The organism is Candidatus Thiodiazotropha sp. CDECU1 (assembly GCF_963455295.1).
Taxonomy (GTDB): domain Bacteria; phylum Pseudomonadota; class Gammaproteobacteria; order Chromatiales; family Chromatiaceae; genus Thiodiazotropha.
Genome location: NZ_OY734020.1, coordinates 909,545 through 931,714, shown reverse-complemented (window position 1 = coordinate 931,714; position 22,170 = coordinate 909,545). Strand labels below are relative to the sequence as shown.

Below are 22,170 nucleotides of genomic sequence, written 5' to 3'. Positions count from 1 at the left end.
AATCATGATGTTTTTTGAGAAAGCAGATATAGCGTAGCCTTCGAGGTATAGAATATTAGAAATTACTTAAATTAACAAATTGCGATTTTTAATTGTAAAAAAACATTAAATAGGCATTTTCTAATATAATCAGAAATCCAAAACCGGACCGAAATAGCACTCCATGCAAATTAGCCTAATCAGACCAGACGACTGGCACCTGCATCTGCGGGATGACGATGCCATGGCATCCGTGGTGGCCCACACCGCCGAACGATTCGCCCGTGCCATAGTGATGCCCAATTTGAAACCGCCGGTTACAACGACAGCCATGGCCATGTCGTATAGGGAGCGAATTCTCGCTGCACTTCCGCAGAACAGTGACTTTACCCCCCTGATGACACTCTATATGACTGACCATCTCAGCAGTGACGAGGTGATTGCCGCGAAAAATAGTGGGATAATCAAAGGGATAAAGCTTTACCCCGCGGGTGCGACAACCCATTCAGACGCGGGGGTCACAGACATACGCCGCTGCTATCCGGCCCTCGAAACGATGCAGAAAGAGGGACTCCCTCTACTGATTCATGCCGAAGTGACCGACCCGGATGTGGATATCTTCGATCGTGAGCAGGTGTTTATCGATCGCCATCTACAACCCTTGACCCGGGACTTTCCTGCCCTGCCAATGGTTTTCGAGCACATCACCACCAAGCAGGCGGTTGATTTCGTGCGTGCCAATGAGGGCAGACTTGGGGCGACCATCACGGTGCAGCACCTGCTCTACAATCGTAACGCCATGCTGGTCGGTGGCATTCGCCCCCACTTTTACTGCTTGCCGATCCTGAAACGGGAGAGCCACCAAAGGGCATTGATCGAAGCGGCAACCAGCGGTGAATCCCACTTCTTCCTCGGCACCGATAGCGCTCCCCATCCTCAACATGCCAAGGAGTGTGCCTGCGGATGCGCTGGGTGTTATACCGCATATGCAGCAATTGAACTCTATGCGGAGCTATTCGAACAGGTCGATGCACTGGAGAGGCTGGAGGGATTCGCCAGTTTGTTCGGGCCGGATTTCTATGGCCTGCCCCGGAACCGGGAGACCATCACCCTGGAGAAGAGGGAGTGGGTAGCACCCGAGAGCTACCAGTTCGGTCAAGACCGGGTAGTCCCCTTGGGTAGTGGTGAGACAATCAGCTGGCAGCTGGTCCGCTGATAGGCGCTATTCGTTTTCTTCCAGGAGCTCCTCTTCATCATCGAAAAAGGTGTCGTCGAAGAGATCGTCCTCATCCATATGATCGGGACCATCTTTTATCTGTGAATCCCTTTTTTGCAGGTAGAACTCCCTTTGGAAGGCATATCTATCCACTGCTGCCTCATCCAGAACATCCCCTGCCTCAAGCAAATCGGCACGCACATCGATGAGTCTCAAGGTCGTCAGGGCATAGTATGTCTCTTGACTCGGGTAACTGATAGGGTTCAGCCAGGTGTCGCCAGCCAAGCCTATCAGGTCGCGAAGTGTGGTGGGCCCGAGAAAAGGCACAACCAGATAAGGGGTATCACCCATCCCCCAAAAGCCCAAGGTCTGTCCCAAATCCTCCTTGTAGTTTGGGATCCCCATATCGGATGCCACATCGAATAGGCCGAATATACCCAGTGTGGTGTTGATACAGACCCGTCCAAGATCGGTCAAGGCATGGGTGGGTTTGAGTTGCAGAAGATTATTCACCGCGGAGGGAACATCCGCGAGATTATTGAAAAAATTAGTTATCCCCAGATCCAAAACCGAGGGTGTAACCACACGATAACCCTTGGCTATGGGTTTCGCCACGTATATGTCAACCTCCTGGTTGAATTCATCGATCCCACGATTGATCGACTCAAGTGGATCGGTTGGGTGTCTGTTTTGTATGCTGGCGCAACCTGTTAAAAACAGCAGCAGTAGACCGACGATGACAATCCTTTTACTCACAGTTATCAAGCTCATTGTTTGGCTGGCAATTCGCGCCCCACGTGAACTAGGGTTGGAAGTCACCATTACCATATTCTTCTTTAACACATACCCAGCAATCAGGTTCGACATCATATCAGCCTGATCGGCCGTAGGTGAAATGAAAAGTGCAGAATCTGCCTTACCCTAGTCACAACCGCCAGCAAGCAGGATGGTATGGAAAGTGTGCTATTCCTGGGTACGAAATCCAGGCCGGAACAATGCAGATGCTAGGCATTGGACGAAAAAGATTCGAAATAATCACTACCTTTCTCTATCCTAGGGCCGATGAATGACATCAGCTACAACAGCGCCATGGCGCAGCGATTTCGCGGCTATCTGCCCGTGGTGGTAGACGTTGAGACCGGTGGTTTCGATTCAGCCAAGGATGCACTATTGGAGATCGCCGCCACGACAATTGCCATGGATCAGCATGGCTTGCTCTACCCCGCCGAGACCCACGCCTATCATCTGCTGCCGTTTGAAGGGGCCAATATCGATCCCAAGGCACTCGAATTCAACGGCATCGATCCTGAGCACCCCTTTCGTGACGCCATTGCGGAAAAGGAGGCGTTGCGGCTACTCTTTATCCCCATCCGCAAGGCCGTCAAGGCAAGTGGGTGTAAAAGGGCGATCCTGGTCGGTCACAATGCATTTTTCGATCTCGGTTTTCTCAACGCCGCTGTCGAGAGAACCGGGATCAAACGCAACCCTTTCCACCCATTCAGCACCTTCGATACCGTCACCCTGGCGGGAGTGGCCTATGGCCAAACCGTGCTCGCCAAGGCAGCAAAGGCCGCCGGTCTCGACTGGGACAGCAGTGAGGCCCACTCGGCCATCTATGATACGGAGCAGACCGCAAAATTGTTCTGCAACATTATCAATAAATGGCAGACGTTATCGCCAGAGAGACCTTGGATAAAGGAATCAGCAACCTAGTGCCAATAGTCGCTAGTTGTTCTGAATCACGATATTCGGGAATTTGGCCGCATAATCCTTGGCCTGCAGAGAGAGCTTGGCCGCTGTCTTGCGGGCAATTTCGCGGTAGATCTGAGATATACGGGATTCGGGCTCGGCAACAACGGTCGGTTTGCCGCCATCGGTCTCTTCCCGGATACGGATATCCAGGGGCAGCGCACCCAGCAGGTCCACGTTGTACTGCTCGGCCATGGATGAACCACCGCCCTGACCGAAGATATGCTCTTCATGGCCGCAGTTTGAGCAGATATGGGTACTCATGTTCTCCACGATACCCAATACCGGAACCTCCACCTTCTCAAACATCTTGAGACCCTTACGCGCATCCAGCAAGGCTATGTCCTGGGGGGTTGTGACGATCACAGCGCCCGATACAGGTACCTTTTGCGCCAAAGTCAGCTGTGTATCACCGGTACCGGGGGGCAGATCCACCACCAGATAGTCTAGATTGTCCCAATTGGTATCATTCAGCAGCTGCTCCAGGGCCTGGGTGACCATGGGACCGCGCCAGATCATGGGTGTCTCTTCATCAATCAGAAAGCCGATCGACATCGCTTGCATGTCATAGCCTTGCATCGGCTCGAGGGTTTTGCCGTCCTTGGAGTCCGGCTTGCCATTGATACCCAGCATACGTGGCTGTGACGGACCGTATATATCGGCATCGAGTACACCAACCTTGGCCCCCTCCTCGGCCAGGGCGAGGGCGAGGTTGACTGCGGTGGTGGATTTACCAACCCCACCTTTACCGGAAGCAACGGCGATAATGTTCTTGATGTTGTCGATCGGCTTGAGCGCCTTCTGTACAGAGTGGGCAGCAATCTTGGAACTAATTTTGACATCCACGCTTTCCACGCCGGGTAGAGCCTCTACCTTTTCCCGCACGGCTGCAGAAATGACATCTATACAACCCTTTGCAGGAAAGCCCAGTTCCACTGTTACGCCTACCTTGCCACCCTCAATCTCGATACCCTTGATTGCCTTGGCGGTTACCAGATCCTTCTCAAGGTTTGGTTCCACATATCCCTTTATGGCCTCGTTTACGGAATCTTGTGTCAGTTCAGACATCGTCAGTTACTCCTGCTGCGGACAGTTTAGGGGTCCGTCATATTTACTGAAAAATCATGGCGGTGGATTCTACACGAAAATCGTGACGATATACCAAGTAATTTGCTGGGTTTTGGAATGGAAGAGACTGGACCGGTGAAGAATTCAGGCCTAGGAGAAACCCTGACCTATCCAGAGATTGAAACCGCACCCCGTCGTAAAACCATTTTCGACCGCCCCAAGGGATTGAAAATGAAGGAAACAGGAAATCAAGTTTCCTGTTTCCCTGCCAGTCATATCTGGGATGGCATAAGTCAACGCTTGCGCAAATAGATCCTTACACACCGACCAGCGACACCGGTCATTTGGGATAATCGATCGCTTGACCCATGGTTCGCGTGATTACGCTATTGATTTCGGTGGTACGAAATCCGGTCAGATAGTGGTTGATCAGGTGCATACTGAGCTGATGACCCGACAGCTTGCCCTCCATATAGGGATGGCGTGTGATGGTCATAGTGGCGATACCATGCACACCGTTCCAAAGCGCCCTGGCTGCCAGTGCGATCTCTTCATCCGGCCGGGCCGCCAAGGCCTTAAGCTGCTTTTCCACCAATTCGTAGAGACGTTCCACCTTCTCTCTATAGATCTCCATGGACAACCCATCATCCCGCGGTTGATGTTCAAATACCATCCGCCAACGATGTGGATGCCGAGCGGCAAAATCGATATATACGCTTGCCAGTGCCAATACACACTGTTGCGGGAGCCGGCAATGGGTCAAGGCATCAACCTGGACGGCATAGAGTTGATCCAGGGTCCGCCCGTTAATCCGTTGAATCAGTTCATCTAGATTTCTGAAGACAAAATAGAGACTGCCGACCGTATAGCCGATGGCTGAGGCCACCTTTCGGGCTGATAGACCATCATATCCTTCGCCTTCAATGATCGCCTCTGCAGCCTCAAGCGCCATACACTCAATTTCTGATTTGCTGTGTTCACCCCTTCTTCCCATGATTACTCCTTTTACCTTAGTGCTTTCCGTTGCTAAACATATCCATTCGTCGTGTACCTGCTGAGTCGTTAGTTCACTATCACACTATTCAAATAATCGCACAGTGATCTCATGCACAAGATTCCCATATGAAACAAATATTATTAAATGGCGTTTATTTGCATGAAGTGGGATTTATGCTGTGAAACACAGGGTGTCGAGCAGCCATTACCCGCAATAATTCACACCAAGATAGCGATTTTCAGGAGACTCTTCTCACCCGATCGGCTTCGATTTTTGCCTGGTGAACCTGCTGAGCAGCAGGATCATCACCAATGAGATAGCAAACCCCGGGATGATCTCATACAGGTCGAACAGACCACCCTGAAGCGGTTTCCAAATCACGACGGTCAATCCGCCACTCACAATACCGGCCAACGCACCCCAACGGTTCATCCCTTTCCAGTAGAGGGAAAGGAGTACCACCGGACCGAAGGCTGCACCAAATCCAGCCCAGGCATAGGAGACCAGGTCGAGAACTTTATTGTCCCGATCCAGCGCCAGCAGAAAGGCGACTAATGCGATTGAGAACACCGCCAGACGACCGACGATCACCAGTTCGGCTTCAGTCGCTTGTTTGCGCAATAACAGCCGATACAGGTCGCCGGTAAAGGTGCTGGATGAAACCAGCAGCTGGGAGTCTGCGGTACTCATGATCGCGGCCAGAATAGCGGCCAGACATATTCCCGCAACAAGGGGATGAAACAGCATATCGACCAGACGGATAAATACCTTTTCCGCATCCTGCAGAGGGACTTCGAATATGGGAATCCCCACCAGACCGACCAGGCAGGCAGCGGTCAGGGTTATCAAAACCCAACTCACCGCTATACGTTCCGCCTTGGGTACGAACTCGCTATGTCTTATGGCCTTGAAGCGTGCCAGGATATGCGGCTGGCCAAAATAACCAAGCCCCCAGGCCAGCAATGAGACGATGGCAATCATGCCGAGTGGCTCCCCGTGGCTATCCGTCAACGGATTGAGCAGCTGCGCATTAGTACTGCTCACACTTGATAGAAAGTTTGCCAAGCCGCCCTGCTCCATAACCACATAGAGGGGTATGGTCACTAACGCCAGCAACATCAACAGACCTTGAAAAAGGTCAGTCCAGGAGACTGCAAGAAATCCACCGAATGCGGTGTAAAGGATAATGATCAAGGTACCCGATGTGACTGCCCAAAAATAGGGAAGTCCGAATACCGCCTCGAACAGTTTGCCGCCGGCGACAAGCCCGGAGCTTGTGTAGAAGAGAAAAAACAGCAAGATAAAAAAGGATGAAGTAATCCTGATCATGCCGCTGGTATCGTTGAATTTATTAGATAGATATTCCGGTAATGTGAGTGCATTGCCTGCCGCTTCAGAGGCAATACGCAATCTTGCCGCTACCAATCGCCAGTTGAGCCAGGTGCCGATCAGCAAGCCAAAGGCAAGCCACAACGATTCCAGACCTGCCAGGTAGGCATAGCCCGGCAGACCCAGCAGTAACCAGCCACTCATGTCGGAGGCACTGGCACTCAATGCGGTCACCCAGCTACCCAGGCTTCTGCCACCCAACACAAAATCGGAGAGACTTTTGGTTCTACGCCAGGCGACGATACCGATGATCAACAGGGTCAGCAGATAACAGAAGAAACTCAAACCCGCTAACAACTGGTCACTGCTCATTCCTTTTCCCCTTGTTAAAGATCTTCTTAAGGTAGGCCTGTTTCATCACCTCTTCAAAGGCTTGATTGGATGGATAATCATAACCGAATACCGGCTGCCAAAGGCGTTGATTCTCCATACACAGATAGAAAAAGACATCATCGTGCCAGGCCTGTAGCGACTGATAAGCAAAGCGGAACATCTCTTCCTTGATCGCCTGGGGATAGGAGAGCTTGCCATCGCTCTCAACCATCGGCATCTGCAATATCTTGCTGCGAAACGCTTTGCGAGCACGCAGCTGCTTGATAACCGGTTTAATGTAGGTCAGGGTGCCCAGTGACACCAGAACCACCTCATCTTTGGAAAATTCTCTCACAAGCTGTTGCAACAGAGAGCCGTAATCCTGACGCCAATCCGCATAGTGAATCATGGGGTGGAAGTGAAATCCAACCAATGCACCACGATCCGCCAGACGGCGCGCCGCCTTCAGACGGTCCTCCAAGGACGCGGTTAAGCGCTCCTCATGCGCAATCAATGTCGGGGTGTTGAGCGACCAGGTACAGAGCAGGTTGGGAGGAAGGTCCGCCCTCAGAAGGTGGTTGATATTTTTCGATTTGCTCTTCAGTTCCAGGATTACATTCGGATGACGGTGGGCAAAATCAAGCAACGCATCCAGCACTCCTCCCTGGTTGCCCCACATGAGCGAATCCGATGACTGTCCGGTACCGATATGATAGATGCGATCCGGGTCGATCTCGAGTCGCGCCAGTTTCTCAGCAAACCGGCTGTCGAATCGCACTTCATCGCCGTGATAAAAGGATTGAATACTGCAGTAGCTGCAGTCGAATCCACAGTTCTCCACCGCATCCAGGGTCATCAGGTTGCAGCATCGGGTTCGCGGCGATGCCACCGGACAGGGCCCAAGGGCCAGCTTGTCCTTTTCGGTTTCGATGCGTCTGATGCGCTGCGCATCATATCCGGTTGTCACCGTTAACGGCGGGTAACGCTTGGGCTCCTGCTTCAACCGCAGCCAGTGTTGATGTACTGCCTGCACGAGTTTTTGCCGCCGTTGTTTCGGATCCAGTATGGCGCTGTCCATCTCGGGCCAGATCTCATGCAGCGGTCGCTCTCCCCACATCACCAGATCGACTGCGATATCGCTGAGCTGTCGCAGTTGTTGCTGGGTAAAGCGGAACTCGAGGGAGCGGCGCCTGAGGAATTGGTGATGCAGTGCATCGAGCCGATCCATACCCGCCTCTGTCAGCAGTGTCTCCAGCTTCTCCTCGTAGGCTAAGGATTTTGCCTTCATTGAACTCGGGCCTGTCTACACTAACTCAACGTTTGCGCGTCACGAATTGCTTCAGTCGCTGACGCTTCTGTATCTGACGTTTGGTGAGTTTATTGCGCTTACCTTGATAGGGATTGTCACCGGAACGGAACTCGATTCGGATCGGCGTACCGTCCAATCTCAGCGCTTTACGAAAGCGACTCACAAGGTAGCGTCTATAGGTGTCGGGAACCCGTTCTGTCTGGTTGCCGTGAATCACGATCAAGGGTGGATTTTTTCCCCCCTGATGGGCATAGCGAAGTTTGATACGCCGACCATGCACCTGGGGAGGCTGATGCTCCTGAACCAGTATTTCCAGCAGACGTGTCAGATCCGGTGTCGCCAAGTCGCGCATTGCGTTGGCATAGACCCGTTCCACCAGGTCGAACAGATCCCCCACACCGGATCCGTGTAGCGCGGAAATATAGTGGTGTTGTGCAAAATTCAGGAATGGCAGCTTGCGTTCGACCTCGCTTTTGATCCACTGCCGCTGTTCATCGATCAATCCATCCCATTTATTGATTACCAGGATCAGCGCCCTGCCACTTTCAAGCACATGCCCGGCCAGGTTGGCATCCTGCTCCCCTATACCCTGTTGGGCATCGAGCACCATCAGCACCACATTGGCCTCTTCGATCGACTGCAGGGTTTTGATGATGCTGAATTTCTCAATCGCTTCCCTGATACGTGAACGACGCCTGACACCGGCGGTATCGATCAGGGTGTAGTGACGTTCGTTGCGGCTGAAGGGAATATAGATGCTATCCCTCGTGGTACCAGGCTGATCGAAGGCCACCACACGCTCTTCTCCCAGCATACGATTGACCAATGTGGATTTACCCACATTGGGACGACCGACCACTGCAATCTTAATTCCCCCCTCTTCCGGCGGACCTGCTTTCTCTGCAACCGGCAGGGAGTCGAGCACCTGATCGATGAGACTACGCACACCCCGACCATGTACCGCAGCAATGGTATGGAGCTGGTCAAAACCCAGACGATGGAAATCGCTGGCGGCGATATCCCCCTCCATCCCGTCGCTCTTGTTGACAGCTAAGGTCACTGGCTTACCGGTGCGACGCAGCTGTTGGGCGATCGCTTCGTCGCCAGCGGTACACCCCTCCTTGGCATCGAGCAGAAACAGAATATGATCGGCTTCACCAATCGCCTGCCTGACCTGCTGCTCCATCAACTGATCTATGCCTATCTTATCCCCGCTTATACCGCCTGTATCCACCACTACGAAGGGATGATTGCCCAGCTTGCCAGTACCGTATTTACGATCCCGGGTCAGTCCGGGTTGATCTGCCACCAGGGCATCCCGACTGCGGGTCAAGCGGTTGAAGAGGGTCGACTTACCCACGTTGGGTCGTCCAACCAGGGCAATGACCGGTAGCATGTCAGCGACTCTCGGTCTCGATCGGGTGGGCCCTGAGGGCACTCAGGGTACCACCCTCATCCATCACATAGACGATATCGTTGATTACCAGGGGTTTCAGACGGATGGCATCACTGCCAACTCTGATACGAGCCATCTGACGGCCATCCTCCTGGGACAACCAGTGGACGTAGCCGTCGAAATCACCCACCACGACAGTATCGTTTACCATCGCGGGGGCAGATAGTTTACGTGCATGCAGCTTCTTCTGCTGCCATAAGGTAGCCCCGTTGGTAGCGTCCAGTGACCACACATGATCCGCAGAATCAGTCACGAATACCTGACGCCAGCTTGCATCGAGCCCGGCATGGGATGATATGTCGCGCCGCCACAGCACCACCCCGCTGGATTCGGAAACGGCAGCCACGTCACCCTGATAGGCAGTGACATACAGGGTACCCTCCACCAATACCGGATCCGCATCGATATCCACAACCCGCTCCAGCTCTGTTCGTCCTTTTGGCGTCGAAATCGTTGCCTCCCACTCCGCCAGACCGGTATCCAGAGAGAGTCCGACAAGCTTGCCACCGGCAAAACCTGCCAGCACCTGATAGTCCGTGATCAACGGTGAACTGTCGCCACGCAGGGTCAATACCGGGACACTGCGGTCATATAGCCAACGTTTTTCACCGGCGTCGGTTGAGTAGGCTGTCACGCTGCCATCGGTGGTACGACAAACCACATTGCCATCATTGATGGCTGGCGATGATAGGACCTCACTACTCACCCGCTGGCGCCACCTTTCCCCACCATCCTCACCGTTCAACAGGATCAGCTCAGCTTCCAAGGTGCCAACGGCAATCAACCCATCCGCGACGCCAGGGCCGCCACTGAGTGGGCTATCAGTATCCACCGACCAGTGCTTATCCCCTGTCTCAGGATCGAGGGCAAAGACCTCACCTGAGGGCTCCGCGATATAGAGTACACCGTTGCTCACCACTGGCTTGAGCTTCAACAGGGTCTCATCGGCATCCTCGAACCCGGCATCCCAGATGGTTTCGATACGCAGCTCCGGCTGCAACTCCACCAGTTCGGAGGGAGGGTCTGCATTATCCTTGCCGGTAAAGGCGCTGCAGCCTGCAAGCAGAAGCAGCAAGGGCCAGAAAATGAACTGCCTCATCACAACCTCAAGGGGTATTGGCTGCAAGATCATCTAGCTTCATCTGCAACAGATTCCGGTCGCTGACCTCCAGGGCCATGGCCTGGGCGTACGCTGCGGCTGCGGTGGCCCTGTCACCCCTGGCAAAGGCGATATCTCCCCGTATCACGGCAAACTCACCCGCGAATCCACCCTGCTCCGATGCAACCAGCTTTTCAGCGCTATCAAGTTCTCCCTGATTAATCAGAAGCCTGGCCAGGTTGAGTTGCACCAGCTGCTTCAGTGCCGGATTGTCCGCATTCTGGCTGGCCCACTCCAGACGGGTGATGGCGGTGGCCACATCCCCCTCGTCCAGCTTCACCCTCGCCTCGGCCATCGCGGCAAAGATCCCATAGCTGTTGTCGTAGTCGCTGCGCATCAACTCCGCCTGCTTGACTGCGGATGGTTTGTCGCCACGATCCACTGCAGCCACCATCTGATTGAAGGCGATTGCCGCTTCGGCACCGATTCTATCCTTGTAGCTACCCCACGCCTGCCAGCCAAAGACGCCACCCAACCCAATCACCAATCCGGCAATTACGGAGGTACCGTTCTCTTTCCACCAGCGTTTAATCGCTTCGACCTGTTCTTCTTCGGTCTGATACTCACTCATTGTGCTTACCTTCAATGAATCATTGTTTATTGAATTCCGCCTACACCTGCCGGTGCCGGCGATTCATCATGGTTTGCGGGTTACCAACTCCGCAAGACTCGTTTCCAACTGAGACAAGGCTATCTGCTGTTGTTCTCCTTCGCCTCGCAACGGCTTAAGGCCAATCTCCTGGCGCGCAACTTCATCTTCACCAAGAATAAGCGCATAGCGGGCCTGACTCCGGTCCGCTCGCTTGAGTTGATTTTTAAATGTGCCCCCGCCGCAGTGGTTGATGAGGCGCAGCCCGGGCAAGGCACTGCGCAACCGTTCAGCCAGCAATACCCCCTCGCGGGATGCCCTATCCCCCAGCATCACCAGGTAGACATCGGGAACAGGCAGTTGTTCTTGCAAATCGATGGCTTCCAACATGGCGATCAAGCGTTCCAACCCCATGGCAAAACCGACCGCAGGGGTTGCTCTTCCGCCCAACTGATCAACCAATCCATCATATCGTCCACCGGCGCACACAGTGCCTTGGGCGCCAAGGCTCTCGGTCACCCACTCAAACACCGTGCGACTGTAGTAGTCCAGCCCCCGAACCAGGCGCGGATTGAGCCGATATTTCACACCGGCACCATCCAGTCCCTGTCGCAGGCGATCGAAATGGGCCAACGACTGATCCTCAAGATACTCCATGAGACTGGGCGCATCCTCTATTACCGATGCCATCTGTGGATTCTTGCTGTCGAGGATGCGCAGCGGATTACTCTCCAGGCGACGCCTGCTATCCTCGTCTAGCTCATCGAAACGATCGCGAAAATAGGCGATCAACTGATCGCGATAGTGACCCCGCTCCTCCGCTGTGCCCAGGGTGTTGAGCTGCAGCTCCAGATCCTGTAGTCCCAACTCCTGCCAAATCCGGGCCGTGATCAGGATCAGTTCGAGATCGATATCGGGTCCCGCCAGGCCAAAGGTCTCTACGCCTATCTGATGGAACTGGCGGTAACGCCCCTTTTGGGGACGCTCGTGGCGAAACATCGGACCCTGATACCAGAGCCGTTGCGTCTGATTGAAAATCAGGCCGTTTTCCAGGCCTGCCCGCACACAGCCCGCGGTACCTTCCGGCCGCAGGGTCAAACTGTCACCGTTACGGTCGGCGAAGGTATACATCTCCTTCTCCACAATATCGGTAACCTCTCCTATGGAGCGCTTGAAAAGCTCTGTCATCTCGACGATGGGCATACGAATCTCGGCATAGCCGTAACGGCTGAGCACCGAGCGCACCCGATCCTCGAGAAACTGCCAGAGCGGTGTCTGTTGCGGCAGGATATCCTTCATCCCGCGTATGGCTTGGATCTGCTTTGCCATTGAATTCAGGTAACAGGGTGTGAAATCAGACTGGTTTGAATAAAACGTTGAAGGTTAACATGGAACCGCCGATTTGACCTAGTCCATTGTCCGCCCAGGACGAGCATCCAGGCCAAGAGGCCAGCAGGCAGTGGTATGCTCGAACTCCGCCTGACAGGCCGGTTATAGGGGGCAGAACCCGCTACAGCCGGTTCGGATCCAAGGTAAATCGCGCCACCTTACCCCGGGTAAAAGGCTTGAGGTCGAATGCTTCGCCATCGATATTCAGCTCCACGCCTGCGGCATTCCCCAGCAGCACACTAAAGGGACCAAGCCGGCTGTCCAGGGTGCGGCGCTTTCCTGCCGCCAGTTCGCCAAAGATGCGTAATTTACCATCCCGATCACGCACCTCGGTCCAACAGGATTCATTGAACAGGAACACCACCCGTTTCGACACAACAGCAACCACCTCTGGCGTGGGCTCGACCTCCTGGGTAGGCAGATTCACCGGATCCGGCTGTGCTTGTTCAGCGGGTTGCGATGGCTTGTCTTCAAGGGGTGCTAGCAGCTGATCAGAGGTGGTGATCACATCGTCTATCTCATTCAACAGCCGTTCCGACGCTTCCACCACCTCCTCCGATGGCGGATCGGGTTGTGGCATATCCACCTCCGCAGGCTGTGGCTGCGGTTGTGGTTGCGGAATAACTTGTTCGACGACGGGATCCTGCACAACAGTCTCTAGCTGGTCCTCCGCAGCAACTGATTCGGGTTCCTCCAATTCCACCCGGGTCTGCCACCAGAAAAAGAGCAGACCGGCCAGGATCAGTAAAATACCCCAGGTCACGTAACGTATGACGCCATGTCCGCTATGCAGCTCGCGACTCAGTTCCTGTTTTTGCGATCCCTGAATCGGCAGCTCATCCGAAACCGGAAGCAGGCTCTGATAGGCTTCGATGACCGCATTCTCATTGACACCAAGCAGCCTGGAATATTTACGCAGGTATCCCTGCACGAAGACAGGTCCTGGCAAATTGTCGAAATCATCGACCTCAAGGGCTGCGATCATGGCCTGACTTAAATGCAATTGAGCCGCCATCTTTGCCTGATCCAGTCCTTGTCGCTCCCTTGCTTTGCGTAACTGTGAACCTGGCCCAATGACCGCCTCAGGCGTTACCACACTTTCATCTTTGTTTATGGCGTTCATTGATTTTTTTCAACTTCATAGAGCGACTGGACCTCAGGCGCATCCGGATACTCCCTGAGCAGTCTTCTTCTGTACTCCTTGCTTTTAGCCAGGTCTCTTAGCCGCTTCTCAACCTGCACTCCTAGCAAAAGAGAGGCGGCAGTTGGTTTGACCTCGCTATGGTAGCGCTCCAGATAGGCACGTGCGGAGAGGTTCTTCTCCTGGCGGAGCGAGACTTCAGCCATCTTGATGAGTGCCGTGGGATAGTTGGCACTGGCGGTGAGTGCCCGGCGGTAATAGTTTTCCGCTTTGACGTCATCACCCTCACGCTCAACGCACAAACCAGCATTCGTCAACGCCACCCAGGGCGTGGGATAGAGCGGATTTGCCAGGGCCTTTTCGAAGTCTTGCAGCGCATCGGAATAGCGCCCAAGACCACAGTAAAAACTTCCGCGCGCATTGCGTATATAAGGGTCCCGTGCGTCGAGTTCCACAGCCCGGTCATAGTGTTTGCCAGCCCGATCGATCTCACCCAGTTGCTGATAGAGAATACCGATCACATTGTGGGCATCTGCGGACTTATCATCCACTTCCAGTGCCTTTTTGAGTTTCTGCATGGCAATCGCCGACTGGCCATCCCGCATATAGGCCATAGCCATCTCGACATAGATCTTTGCTGGACTGTTGCGCTTCTCCTGGCCCAAATTGCCCGTGGCGTCACTGGATTGCTGCTGGGTTGCGCACCCACTCAGAATCGACACTGCAAGCAGCAGATAACTTAGATAACCACCCATCGACTTCATGAAACACCCAATTTGATGTTACTCAGTTTTTCCATACGCAACTCCCTGCTGGTTCGATCCCTGACTTTGCCTACCAGCTGACCACATGCCGCATCAATATCATCACCACGGGTTTTTCGTGTGGTAGCAATGATTCCCGAGCGCTTCAGGCGCATCCGAAAAGCCTCCACCCGTTCCGCGGGTGATGCCTGATAGTGAGTCCCCGGGAAAGGATTGAAAGGAATCAGGTTTACCTTCGAAGGGGTCCCCTCCAGGAGGCGGATCAAGGCCTTGGCATGATGCAGCGAATCGTTGACACCGTCCAGCATGACATACTCCCAGGTCACTTTGCGCCGCTTGTCACCTTTGACATATTCGCGGCACGCGGGTATCAGTTCCTGCAGCGGATATTTGCGATTAATTGGCACCAATTTATCCCGTAACTCATTATCGGGAGCATGTAGGGAGACAGCAAGACTGACATCGCAGGATTCACGCAATTTCTTCAGTGCCGGCACAATCCCCGAAGTGCTAATAGTAACCCGATATTTGGATACCATATAGGCCAGATCATCCTGCATGATTTTCATGGCCGTGATAACCGCATCAAGGTTGGCCAGGGGTTCACCCATTCCCATCAACACGATATTACTCGGCGGTTCACCCAAATTGCGGCTGGCAACCCATACCTGCCCGATAATCTCGGCAACACTCAGATTACGATTGAAACCCTGCCGGGCGGTTGAGCAAAAGCTGCAATCCAGGGCGCACCCCACCTGGGATGAGACACAAAGCGTATTCCTTCCATCATCAGGTATCAGTACCGTCTCGATCCGTTGCCCATCCAGCAACTCGAGAACCCATTTACGGGTGCCGTCAGTGGCAGGTTTTTCATAGACCAGTTGCGGTATCTCTATATGCGCCTGTTGCCGAAGCTGTTCACGCAGACGCTTGGAGATATCGGTCATGGTATCGAAGTCGGTAACACCGTGTTTGTGTATCCATTTAAAGACATTTCTGCCATGAAATGCCTTGCAACCCAATCCCAGGAAATAGGACTCCATACCCTGCAGATCAAGGTCCAGGAGATTGGTGGTTTGTCTCTCGTTAGCCAAAACAGGTTTTCGCAATATTGAACTTGTGATAATAGAGGAGGAGAAAAAGCATAAAATAACAAAGCGTTAGTTTAGCGATGACACGGCAGACTGGCAATCTAAACCTGCCACCCGGGGTAGTGCTTAAACCTGTCGTTTGACCAGGTTCACATCCGGAAGCTGCTCAATTTTCGACAATAATCTACTTAATTGTTCCATATCCCGTACCTCGACCGTAAAGCGCATCCTGGCTGAATCGGTTTTACGATCGGTATTCGTGTTCACCCCGATGACATCGATGTCCTCATTGGTCAGAATCGAGGATATATCCCGCAAAAGACCCTTTCTATCGCTGGCGATAACCAGAAAATCGACTGCATAGCTGGTCTCCTGCTGCTCCATGCTCCAATGCACGGTAACCAGACGATCACTCTCACTCTTCTGCAGTGCACGGATATTGGGGCAGTCCGAGCGGTGGATCGTGACCCCCCGTCCCCGGGTGACATAGCCGATAATCGGATCATAGGGAACCGGTTTACAGCAGCGTCCGATAGTGGTCATCAGGTCATCAACACCGGCCACCACCACCTCCCCTTTAACCACCCCCTGGTCACGCTGGGTTTCACCAATCTCTCTTACTCGCGACTCGGCCTTCGCCCGGCTGCCGAGACCGGCGACCTGGATGGGTGACAGATCACCGCGACCGATCGCCGCGTAGACATCTTCCGTATGTAGCAGATTGTGCTTGGCGGCGGCAGCTTCCAAGTCAGGTTTTTCGCTGATTGATAAGCGTGTCATTTCACGCTCCAGCGCCGCACGACCCAACTCCACATGGTGGTCATAGTCGAGTTGTTTGAACCACTGCTTGACCCGGTTGCGCGCCTTGGAAGAGTGCAAGTAGCCCAGGTGCGGGTTGATCCAGTCGCGACTCGGGGTCCCGTTCTTGGCCGTCAGAACCTCCACGGTTTCACCACTGCGCAAGGGGCGATTGAGCTGCACGATATGACCATCCACCTTGGCCCCGCGACACTGATGTCCCACATCGGTATGGATGGCATAGGCAAAATCGAGTGGCGTCGAACCCTTGGGCAGTTCCACCACCTTACCCATCGGGGTCAGCACATAGATCCGTGTCGCCTCCAGTTCACTCTCCGCTCCATTCGCCAGGGCACCACTTTCCGCTCCTTCATCCTTCCTTTCCAGCCATTGCCGCATCCACACGATTCTTCGTTCGAAATCCCTATCCTGTTTGGCGTTTTCCTTGTAGCGCCAATGGGCCGCCACCCCCAGCTCTGAATGATGATGCATCTCACGGGTGCGAATCTGTACCTCCAGGGTCTTATCCTCCGGGCCGATCACGGCGGTGTGAATGGAACGATAGAGATTGGCCTTTGGGGTCGCGATATAGTCATCGAATTCGCCGGGAATATGTTTCCACAATCCATGCACCACACCTAATGCCGCATAGCATTGCGCAATATCATCCACCAATACCCGCACCGCCCGAAGATCGAAGATCTGTTCAATATCCACTGCCTTACGCTGCATCTTGCGCCATATGCTATGGATATGCTTGGGTCGGCCGTTGATTTCCGCATTCACCCCGGCGGCCTGGAACTTCTCCCGCAACAGCTCGATAACCTCTTTGATGAACTGTTCCCGGTCAGCACGTCGGCCATCCAATAGACTGGCTATGCGTTTATACTCCTCGGGATGGAGAAAACGCAGCGACAGGTCTTCGAGTTCCCACTTGACCTGCCAGATTCCCAGTCGATTTGCCAATGGGGCATAGATCTCCTCGGTCTCCTGGGCCAATCGACGACTCAGTTCCGGGGATAGCCTGCGTGCGGAACGCATCAGATGAAGCTGTTCCGCCACCACCACCAGTATGACTCGAATATCCTCCGCAATACCCAGCAGCAGGCGACGCAGATTCTCCGCATGCTGCCCTTCATCCTGCCCAGCAACATCACTGGAGAGATCGGTCAGCAGATCGATGCGGGCCAGGTCATCCACCATATGGGCAGTACTCTCACCCAACTCCCGCCGCAGCGTTTCAATACTGAGGCTAGAGTCCTGCATAACCCCCAGCAGCAGCGCCGCGGCAACCGTTTCCCGATCCATGCGTAATTCGGTCAGGATCTCAGCCACGGACAGGGCATGTCTTAATTGGGTTTCGCCACTCAAAATACGCTTGTCCGGGTTCGCCATGAGGGCGATATCCCCCGCCTTGCGTAACATCAAGCGATCTTGATCGTCGAACTCGGCAGGCAGCATCCCTAACCAGTGGGCAACAATAGCCGCATCGGCGCTATCCCCCTCCGGCAGTCTGCTACTGGTAGTGACCATTGAAAATCAGTCAAGCAGGTGACTGACCAATCCATCCGCCAATTTCGGTTCGAACCAGGTGGACTTGGGCGGCATCACTTCGCCGGCGTCCGCTACCGCCATCAACTGTTCCATACTGGTGGGAAAAAGCGAGAAGGCAACCGCCATCTCCCCACAATCGACCCGTTGCTCCAGACCTGACAGGCCACGGATTCCACCGACAAAGTCGATTCGATTGTCACGCCGCGGATCGGAAATACCGAGGATGGGTTCAATCAGGTTGTCTGCCAGCAGACTGACATCCAGTCGCGCCACAGGATCACTGGGGATCTGGGACGCATCGAGTTGCAGACGATACCACTGCCCATCCAGATACATTCCGAATTCACCACTCTGCCCTGGCTTTACCGGCTGCTCACTGGGCTGGACCCGGAAAACCGCTTCGATGCGGGAGAGGAAAGTCCCCTTGTCCAATCCATTCAGATCCTTGACGACCCGGTTGTAATCGAGTATCTGCATCTGATTGTGAGGAAAGATGACACTCAGAAAGTAGTTATAGGGCTCATCCCCGGTGTGATTCCCATTGGCCGCCTTTCGCGAGGCAGCCACCCTTGAACCCGCCGCTGAACGATGGTGACCATCAGCCACATAGAGCGCCGCCATCTGATCGAACTCACGGGTCAGAAACGCAACCTTTTCATCATCATCCACGGGCCAGATTTCATGCCGCACACCATCAGCGGCTGTGACATCTATCTCAGGCTGGCTCTGGGATACATCAGCGAGCAGGTTATCCACGCCCGGTGCACTCGGATAGACCAGAAAAACCGGACCGGTCTGGGCATTCAAGGCATCCACCTGGCGTACCCGGTCATCCTCCTTCGCCGGACGGGTGAACTCATGTTTCTTGATCCGGTCGTTATCGTAGGCCTCAACCGAAGCAGCCGCCGCCAATCCTGTCTGAACATGGGTCCCCATGGTCAGGCGATAGACATAGAAGCAGGGTTTCTCATCCTGTACCAAAATCCCCTCCTGCACCATCTTCGTCAGGTTCTCTGCGGCCTTGGCATAGACCTCGGGGGCGTATGGGTCGATACCCTCCTGAAGGTCGATTTCGGGCCTCGAGATATGCAGAAAGCTCCACGGACGACCACGCGCCATCTCTCTGGCTTCGGCCTCGTTCATGACATCATAGGGTGGCGCGGCAACATCGGCAGCCCGCCCTTCGGCAGGACGCAGTCCAGGAAATGCTCTGATCAGCGGCATGGGGATATTTCCTCAGGGGTGTAAGGTCAATTCAAAACGACCCGATTGCAAGTGAGGGACGGATTGTTTCAAAAGAAGCGTTGAATAATCAAGCGGTATCATCATGCCATGTAAGAAAAGGACTACGTTGATTTGGGATCAAACCTACATTTTTATTGTGGTTAATCGCATAGAATTAAAACCGTCGCATCAAGGACGCAACGGATCGCAGAAACGTACAGGGATGTCCATGGATTGAAACCAATTGCCAACCAATTATTGCGACAACAGATCCTGGCGCCCACGGATTGGGTGCCGGGGTTTTTTTTGCTTTCAATTCAGCATCTTGGGCCTCTGCCAGACCCCATTTGAAGCATCTGTTGTCACTCAGCTCAATACTCGACCCGCCACAGGGATTGATCCTGCTGGTCAAACCCGTCCCATAATTGTCCGTAACTCAGTCCGGTCTGAGGATGGATCTCGTCAGCCGCAACCTCCGACAAGGGCAGCAGGACGAAGGCATATTTCAGAATTTCGTCCCTGGGCAGCTGTATCGGGCCCTCATCTATGATCCGGTCGCCATATGTCAGTAGATCGATATCCAGGGTACGGGAATTAAACCTCTCCTGGGCACGCTCTCTACCATGCCGCGCCTCCAGTTGGCGTAATATCGATACCAGCTCTCTCGGTGAACGGTCTGTGGAAATCCCCACGACCATATTATGAAAATTGTCACCCTTGAATCCGACTGCCTCACTCTCATAGATCGGGGAGACCCGCAAATCACCGAAAATAGCCTCAAGATCGTGCAGTGCTTGGGGAATATGATTCTCTGGTGCCATATTGCTGCCCAGGCTCAGCCAGACATTCACCATCCCGGTTTCAGTCACGCTGACCCCGTTCAATGATCACCCCCACATCCCGCGCAGCGCTGACTGCACCCACCTTGTTGAGGGTCAAACGGACCCAAGGGACATTGAATTCGTGCAAAATTATCTCTGCGCACCGTTCAGCCAGGGTCTCAACCAACTGGAACTCGCTCTCTTGAGCATATGAAACAAGACGTTTACTCACTGATTTGTAGTCCAGGGTATCCTTTATGGCATCGGTCGCCGCCGCCGTGGCGATATCGGCCCCCATTTCAATATCAAAAATCACCGTCTGCCTGATCTTCCGCTCCCAGTCATAGATACCGATCACGGTATCGACTCGCAGATCCCGGATAAAGACTATATCCATAAATACTAGCCATCTGTTTATCAAAAAGCTCATGGTAGAGGAGAATAGGCAGTGAGCAAACCCCCTTTCACTGTGAAGCCTTGTAATATGGCTGGTTCTGTTCCAACATGACCCGGTCAAACAAGCCTAACGCATGCATCTGATTTAACCTCCATATGCCCTGAAATCACCAAATACGCAGATATGATCACAGATTCTCTTCTCGTTCTTGGGGCCTATCTATTAGGTTCCATTTCAAGTGCCATCCTTGTCTGTCGCGTCATGGGTCTGCCGGATCCGAGAAGTCAGGGATCGAATAATCCCGGGGCTACCAATGTATTGCGAATCGGCGGTAAAAAGGCTGCGGCCATTACCCTGATCGGTGACTCTTTGAAAGGCCTGTTACCCATGGTTGCGGCACACCTGCTTGGGGTAACCACCATGGTTCTCGCCTTGACCGGCATGGCGGCCTTTCTGGGTCACCTCTATCCAATCTTTTTCGGATTCAAAGGCGGCAAAGGGGTTGCAACTGCCCTGGGAGTGCAATTTGGACTGCATTGGGGAATCGGCCTGGCAGTTGCATTGATCTGGCTATTTATCGCAAAGGTGGTCAATATCTCCTCTCTTTCAGCACTGATTTCTATGGCGTTGGCCCCCTTGATCGTCTGGCTGATCTGGCCCGAACCAGCCCTCGTGGTTATGCAAATTGCAATGTCGTCCATACTCTTCTGGCGCCACCGCTCCAACATCCAGAACCTGCTGCAAGGGGCAGAAGGTTCCATCCGCAATCAAGACGAAAGTGAAAAATAGGTGAACCGGATGCCGGATCTCGACATCATCGATTACGCAAACCAGATAACCTGTATAGACACCCATTATCAGCGCCCCGAACTGGCGGCCTGTTATCTCTTGGAGTCCGAGGGTGAAGCAGTGTTTATCGATACCGGGACCAGCCATACCGTTCCCTATCTCATGCAACTCCTGGCGGCGAAAGGGATTCAGCCCTCCCAGGTAAAATATGTCATACCCACTCACGTACATCTCGATCATGCCGGCGGCGCCGGTGAACTGATGCGTCGGTTACCCAATGCATCGCTGGTGATCCACCCCTACGGCGCCAAACACATGATCGATCCTTCGAAACTGATCGCCGGCGCCACTGCTGTCTATGGTGAAGCGCAATTCGCGCAGCAGTTCGGAACATTGACCCCAATTGCCGAGGAGCGGGTCATCGAAGCACCCGACGAGACCCGGGTGAGATTTGGCAACAGGGAGCTGTTGATATTGGATACACCCGGCCACGCTCGACACCATTTCTGTATCTACGATGCCCTGAGCCAGGCCATCTTCAGTGGTGATACCTTCGGTTTATCCTATCGAGAATTCGATACTGAGGATGGTCACTTCATCATGCCCACAACAACCCCCGTGCAATTCGATCCCGTGGCATGGCAGGCCACTCTGGCGCGATTAATTTCCCTTGCCCCCGAACGGATCTATCTCACCCACTATGGGGAAATCGGAACACCCCAGACGATGGCGGAAAAACTGAGTCGCTATATTGACGAGTTCGCAACCATTGCCAAGTCATCCAACGCATCTCCCGGGGAACAACGGGTAGCAGATATTCGCAACAGCTTGAAGGATTGGATGCTTGCTGAACTTCAGGCTCATGGCTGCCGCCAGTCAGCCGATATCATTGAACAGCGGATGGCCATGGACCTGCACCTGGACGCACAGGGCTTGGATGTGTGGCTGACTCGCCTGGAACAGGCGTAGCACAGACACA

The 22,170-nt window shown here is 53.8% G+C and carries 21 protein-coding genes; 5 read left to right on the top strand and 16 right to left on the bottom strand.

Features of this window, described 5'->3' with window-relative positions; translation table 11 throughout:
• Positions 1-163: 163 nt before the first annotated feature.
• Entirely contained in the window at positions 164-1,195 is a 1,032-nt protein-coding gene (gene pyrC / locus R2K28_RS04285; protein ID WP_316368147.1) for a dihydroorotase, read from the top strand.
• Between the two features lie 6 nt (positions 1,196-1,201).
• On the opposite strand, the gene R2K28_RS04280 is transcribed toward pyrC, so the two are convergent.
• Complete coding sequence (locus tag R2K28_RS04280; protein ID WP_316368146.1) at positions 1,202-1,951, bottom strand: MlaA family lipoprotein; 750 nt, start codon at positions 1,949-1,951, stop codon at positions 1,202-1,204.
• A gap of 306 nt (positions 1,952-2,257) precedes the next feature.
• Here R2K28_RS04280 and rnt point away from each other — a divergent pair, with 306 nt between their 5' ends.
• Positions 2,258-2,908 (top strand): ribonuclease T, encoded by a 651-nt coding sequence (gene rnt / locus R2K28_RS04275; protein ID WP_316368145.1) that lies wholly within the window; start codon positions 2,258-2,260, stop codon positions 2,906-2,908.
• Positions 2,909-2,920: 12 nt separating this feature from the next.
• On the opposite strand, the gene apbC is transcribed toward rnt, so the two are convergent.
• A complete protein-coding gene (gene apbC / locus R2K28_RS04270; RefSeq protein WP_316368144.1) occupies positions 2,921-4,012 on the bottom strand; it encodes an iron-sulfur cluster carrier protein ApbC in 1,092 nt (363 codons plus the stop codon).
• A 117-nt stretch (positions 4,013-4,129) separates the two neighbouring features.
• On the opposite strand from apbC, the gene R2K28_RS04265 reads away from it, so the two are divergent.
• The gene (locus tag R2K28_RS04265) at positions 4,130-4,324 is read left to right on the top strand and encodes a hypothetical protein (RefSeq protein WP_316368143.1); all 195 of its coding nucleotides are present in this window, start codon (positions 4,130-4,132) and stop codon (positions 4,322-4,324) included.
• A gap of 28 nt (positions 4,325-4,352) precedes the next feature.
• Here the strand turns inward: R2K28_RS04265 and R2K28_RS04260 are convergent, their stop codons facing one another.
• From R2K28_RS04260 to folB, 14 genes are all read right to left on the bottom strand, one after another.
• Positions 4,353-5,006: a TetR/AcrR family transcriptional regulator gene (locus tag R2K28_RS04260; protein WP_316368142.1), complete on the bottom strand. Its 654-nt coding sequence runs from the start codon at positions 5,004-5,006 to the stop codon at positions 4,353-4,355.
• A 255-nt stretch (positions 5,007-5,261) separates the two neighbouring features.
• Positions 5,262-6,710 carry a sodium/proline symporter PutP gene (gene putP, locus R2K28_RS04255; RefSeq protein ID WP_316368141.1) on the bottom strand — a complete coding sequence of 483 codons (1,449 nt, stop codon included), beginning with the start codon at positions 6,708-6,710 and terminating at the stop codon, positions 5,262-5,264.
• Positions 6,700-7,998, bottom strand: a complete 1,299-nt coding sequence (locus R2K28_RS04250) for an SPL family radical SAM protein (RefSeq protein ID WP_316368140.1) — start codon at positions 7,996-7,998, stop codon at positions 6,700-6,702. Before R2K28_RS04250 ends, putP begins: the two co-directional genes overlap by 11 nt.
• A gap of 25 nt (positions 7,999-8,023) precedes the next feature.
• Entirely contained in the window at positions 8,024-9,415 is a 1,392-nt protein-coding gene (der, locus tag R2K28_RS04245; RefSeq protein WP_316368139.1) for a ribosome biogenesis GTPase Der, read from the bottom strand.
• 1 nt (position 9,416) lies between these two features.
• Positions 9,417-10,574 carry an outer membrane protein assembly factor BamB gene (bamB, locus tag R2K28_RS04240; RefSeq protein ID WP_316368138.1) on the bottom strand — a complete coding sequence of 386 codons (1,158 nt, stop codon included), beginning with the start codon at positions 10,572-10,574 and terminating at the stop codon, positions 9,417-9,419.
• Between the two features lie 7 nt (positions 10,575-10,581).
• Positions 10,582-11,205 (bottom strand): YfgM family protein, encoded by a 624-nt coding sequence (locus tag R2K28_RS04235; protein WP_316368137.1) that lies wholly within the window; start codon positions 11,203-11,205, stop codon positions 10,582-10,584.
• Positions 11,206-11,271: 66 nt separating this feature from the next.
• The gene (gene hisS / locus R2K28_RS04230) at positions 11,272-12,552 is read right to left on the bottom strand and encodes a histidine--tRNA ligase (protein ID WP_316368136.1); all 1,281 of its coding nucleotides are present in this window, start codon (positions 12,550-12,552) and stop codon (positions 11,272-11,274) included.
• 181 nt (positions 12,553-12,733) lie between these two features.
• A complete protein-coding gene (locus tag R2K28_RS04225; protein ID WP_316368135.1) occupies positions 12,734-13,735 on the bottom strand; it encodes a helix-turn-helix domain-containing protein in 1,002 nt (333 codons plus the stop codon).
• Complete coding sequence (pilW, locus tag R2K28_RS04220; protein ID WP_316368134.1) at positions 13,732-14,517, bottom strand: type IV pilus biogenesis/stability protein PilW; 786 nt, start codon at positions 14,515-14,517, stop codon at positions 13,732-13,734. Before pilW ends, R2K28_RS04225 begins: the two co-directional genes overlap by 4 nt.
• A complete protein-coding gene (gene rlmN, locus R2K28_RS04215) occupies positions 14,514-15,560 on the bottom strand; it encodes a 23S rRNA (adenine(2503)-C(2))-methyltransferase RlmN (RefSeq protein ID WP_316369686.1) in 1,047 nt (348 codons plus the stop codon). Before rlmN ends, pilW begins: the two co-directional genes overlap by 4 nt.
• Positions 15,561-15,734: 174 nt before the next feature.
• A complete protein-coding gene (locus R2K28_RS04210) occupies positions 15,735-17,939 on the bottom strand; it encodes a RelA/SpoT family protein (protein ID WP_316368133.1) in 2,205 nt (734 codons plus the stop codon).
• A 6-nt stretch (positions 17,940-17,945) separates the two neighbouring features.
• Positions 17,946-19,184, bottom strand: a complete 1,239-nt coding sequence (locus tag R2K28_RS04205; RefSeq protein WP_316368132.1) for a DUF1015 domain-containing protein — start codon at positions 19,182-19,184, stop codon at positions 17,946-17,948.
• A 371-nt stretch (positions 19,185-19,555) separates the two neighbouring features.
• On the bottom strand, positions 19,556-20,053 hold the full coding sequence (gene folK / locus R2K28_RS04200) for a 2-amino-4-hydroxy-6-hydroxymethyldihydropteridine diphosphokinase (RefSeq protein ID WP_316368131.1): 498 nt from the start codon (positions 20,051-20,053) through the stop codon (positions 19,556-19,558).
• Entirely contained in the window at positions 20,046-20,402 is a 357-nt protein-coding gene (gene folB / locus R2K28_RS04195) for a dihydroneopterin aldolase (protein ID WP_316368130.1), read from the bottom strand. The genes folK and folB overlap by 8 nt, the downstream gene beginning before the upstream one ends.
• Positions 20,403-20,585: 183 nt before the next feature.
• Here folB and plsY point away from each other — a divergent pair, with 183 nt between their 5' ends.
• Together plsY and R2K28_RS04185 are read left to right on the top strand one after the other, a co-directional pair.
• Complete coding sequence (gene plsY / locus R2K28_RS04190; protein ID WP_116445263.1) at positions 20,586-21,191, top strand: glycerol-3-phosphate 1-O-acyltransferase PlsY; 606 nt, start codon at positions 20,586-20,588, stop codon at positions 21,189-21,191.
• Between the two features lie 9 nt (positions 21,192-21,200).
• A complete protein-coding gene (locus tag R2K28_RS04185) occupies positions 21,201-22,160 on the top strand; it encodes an MBL fold metallo-hydrolase (RefSeq protein WP_316368129.1) in 960 nt (319 codons plus the stop codon).
• The last annotated feature ends 10 nt before the right edge of the window (positions 22,161-22,170 follow it).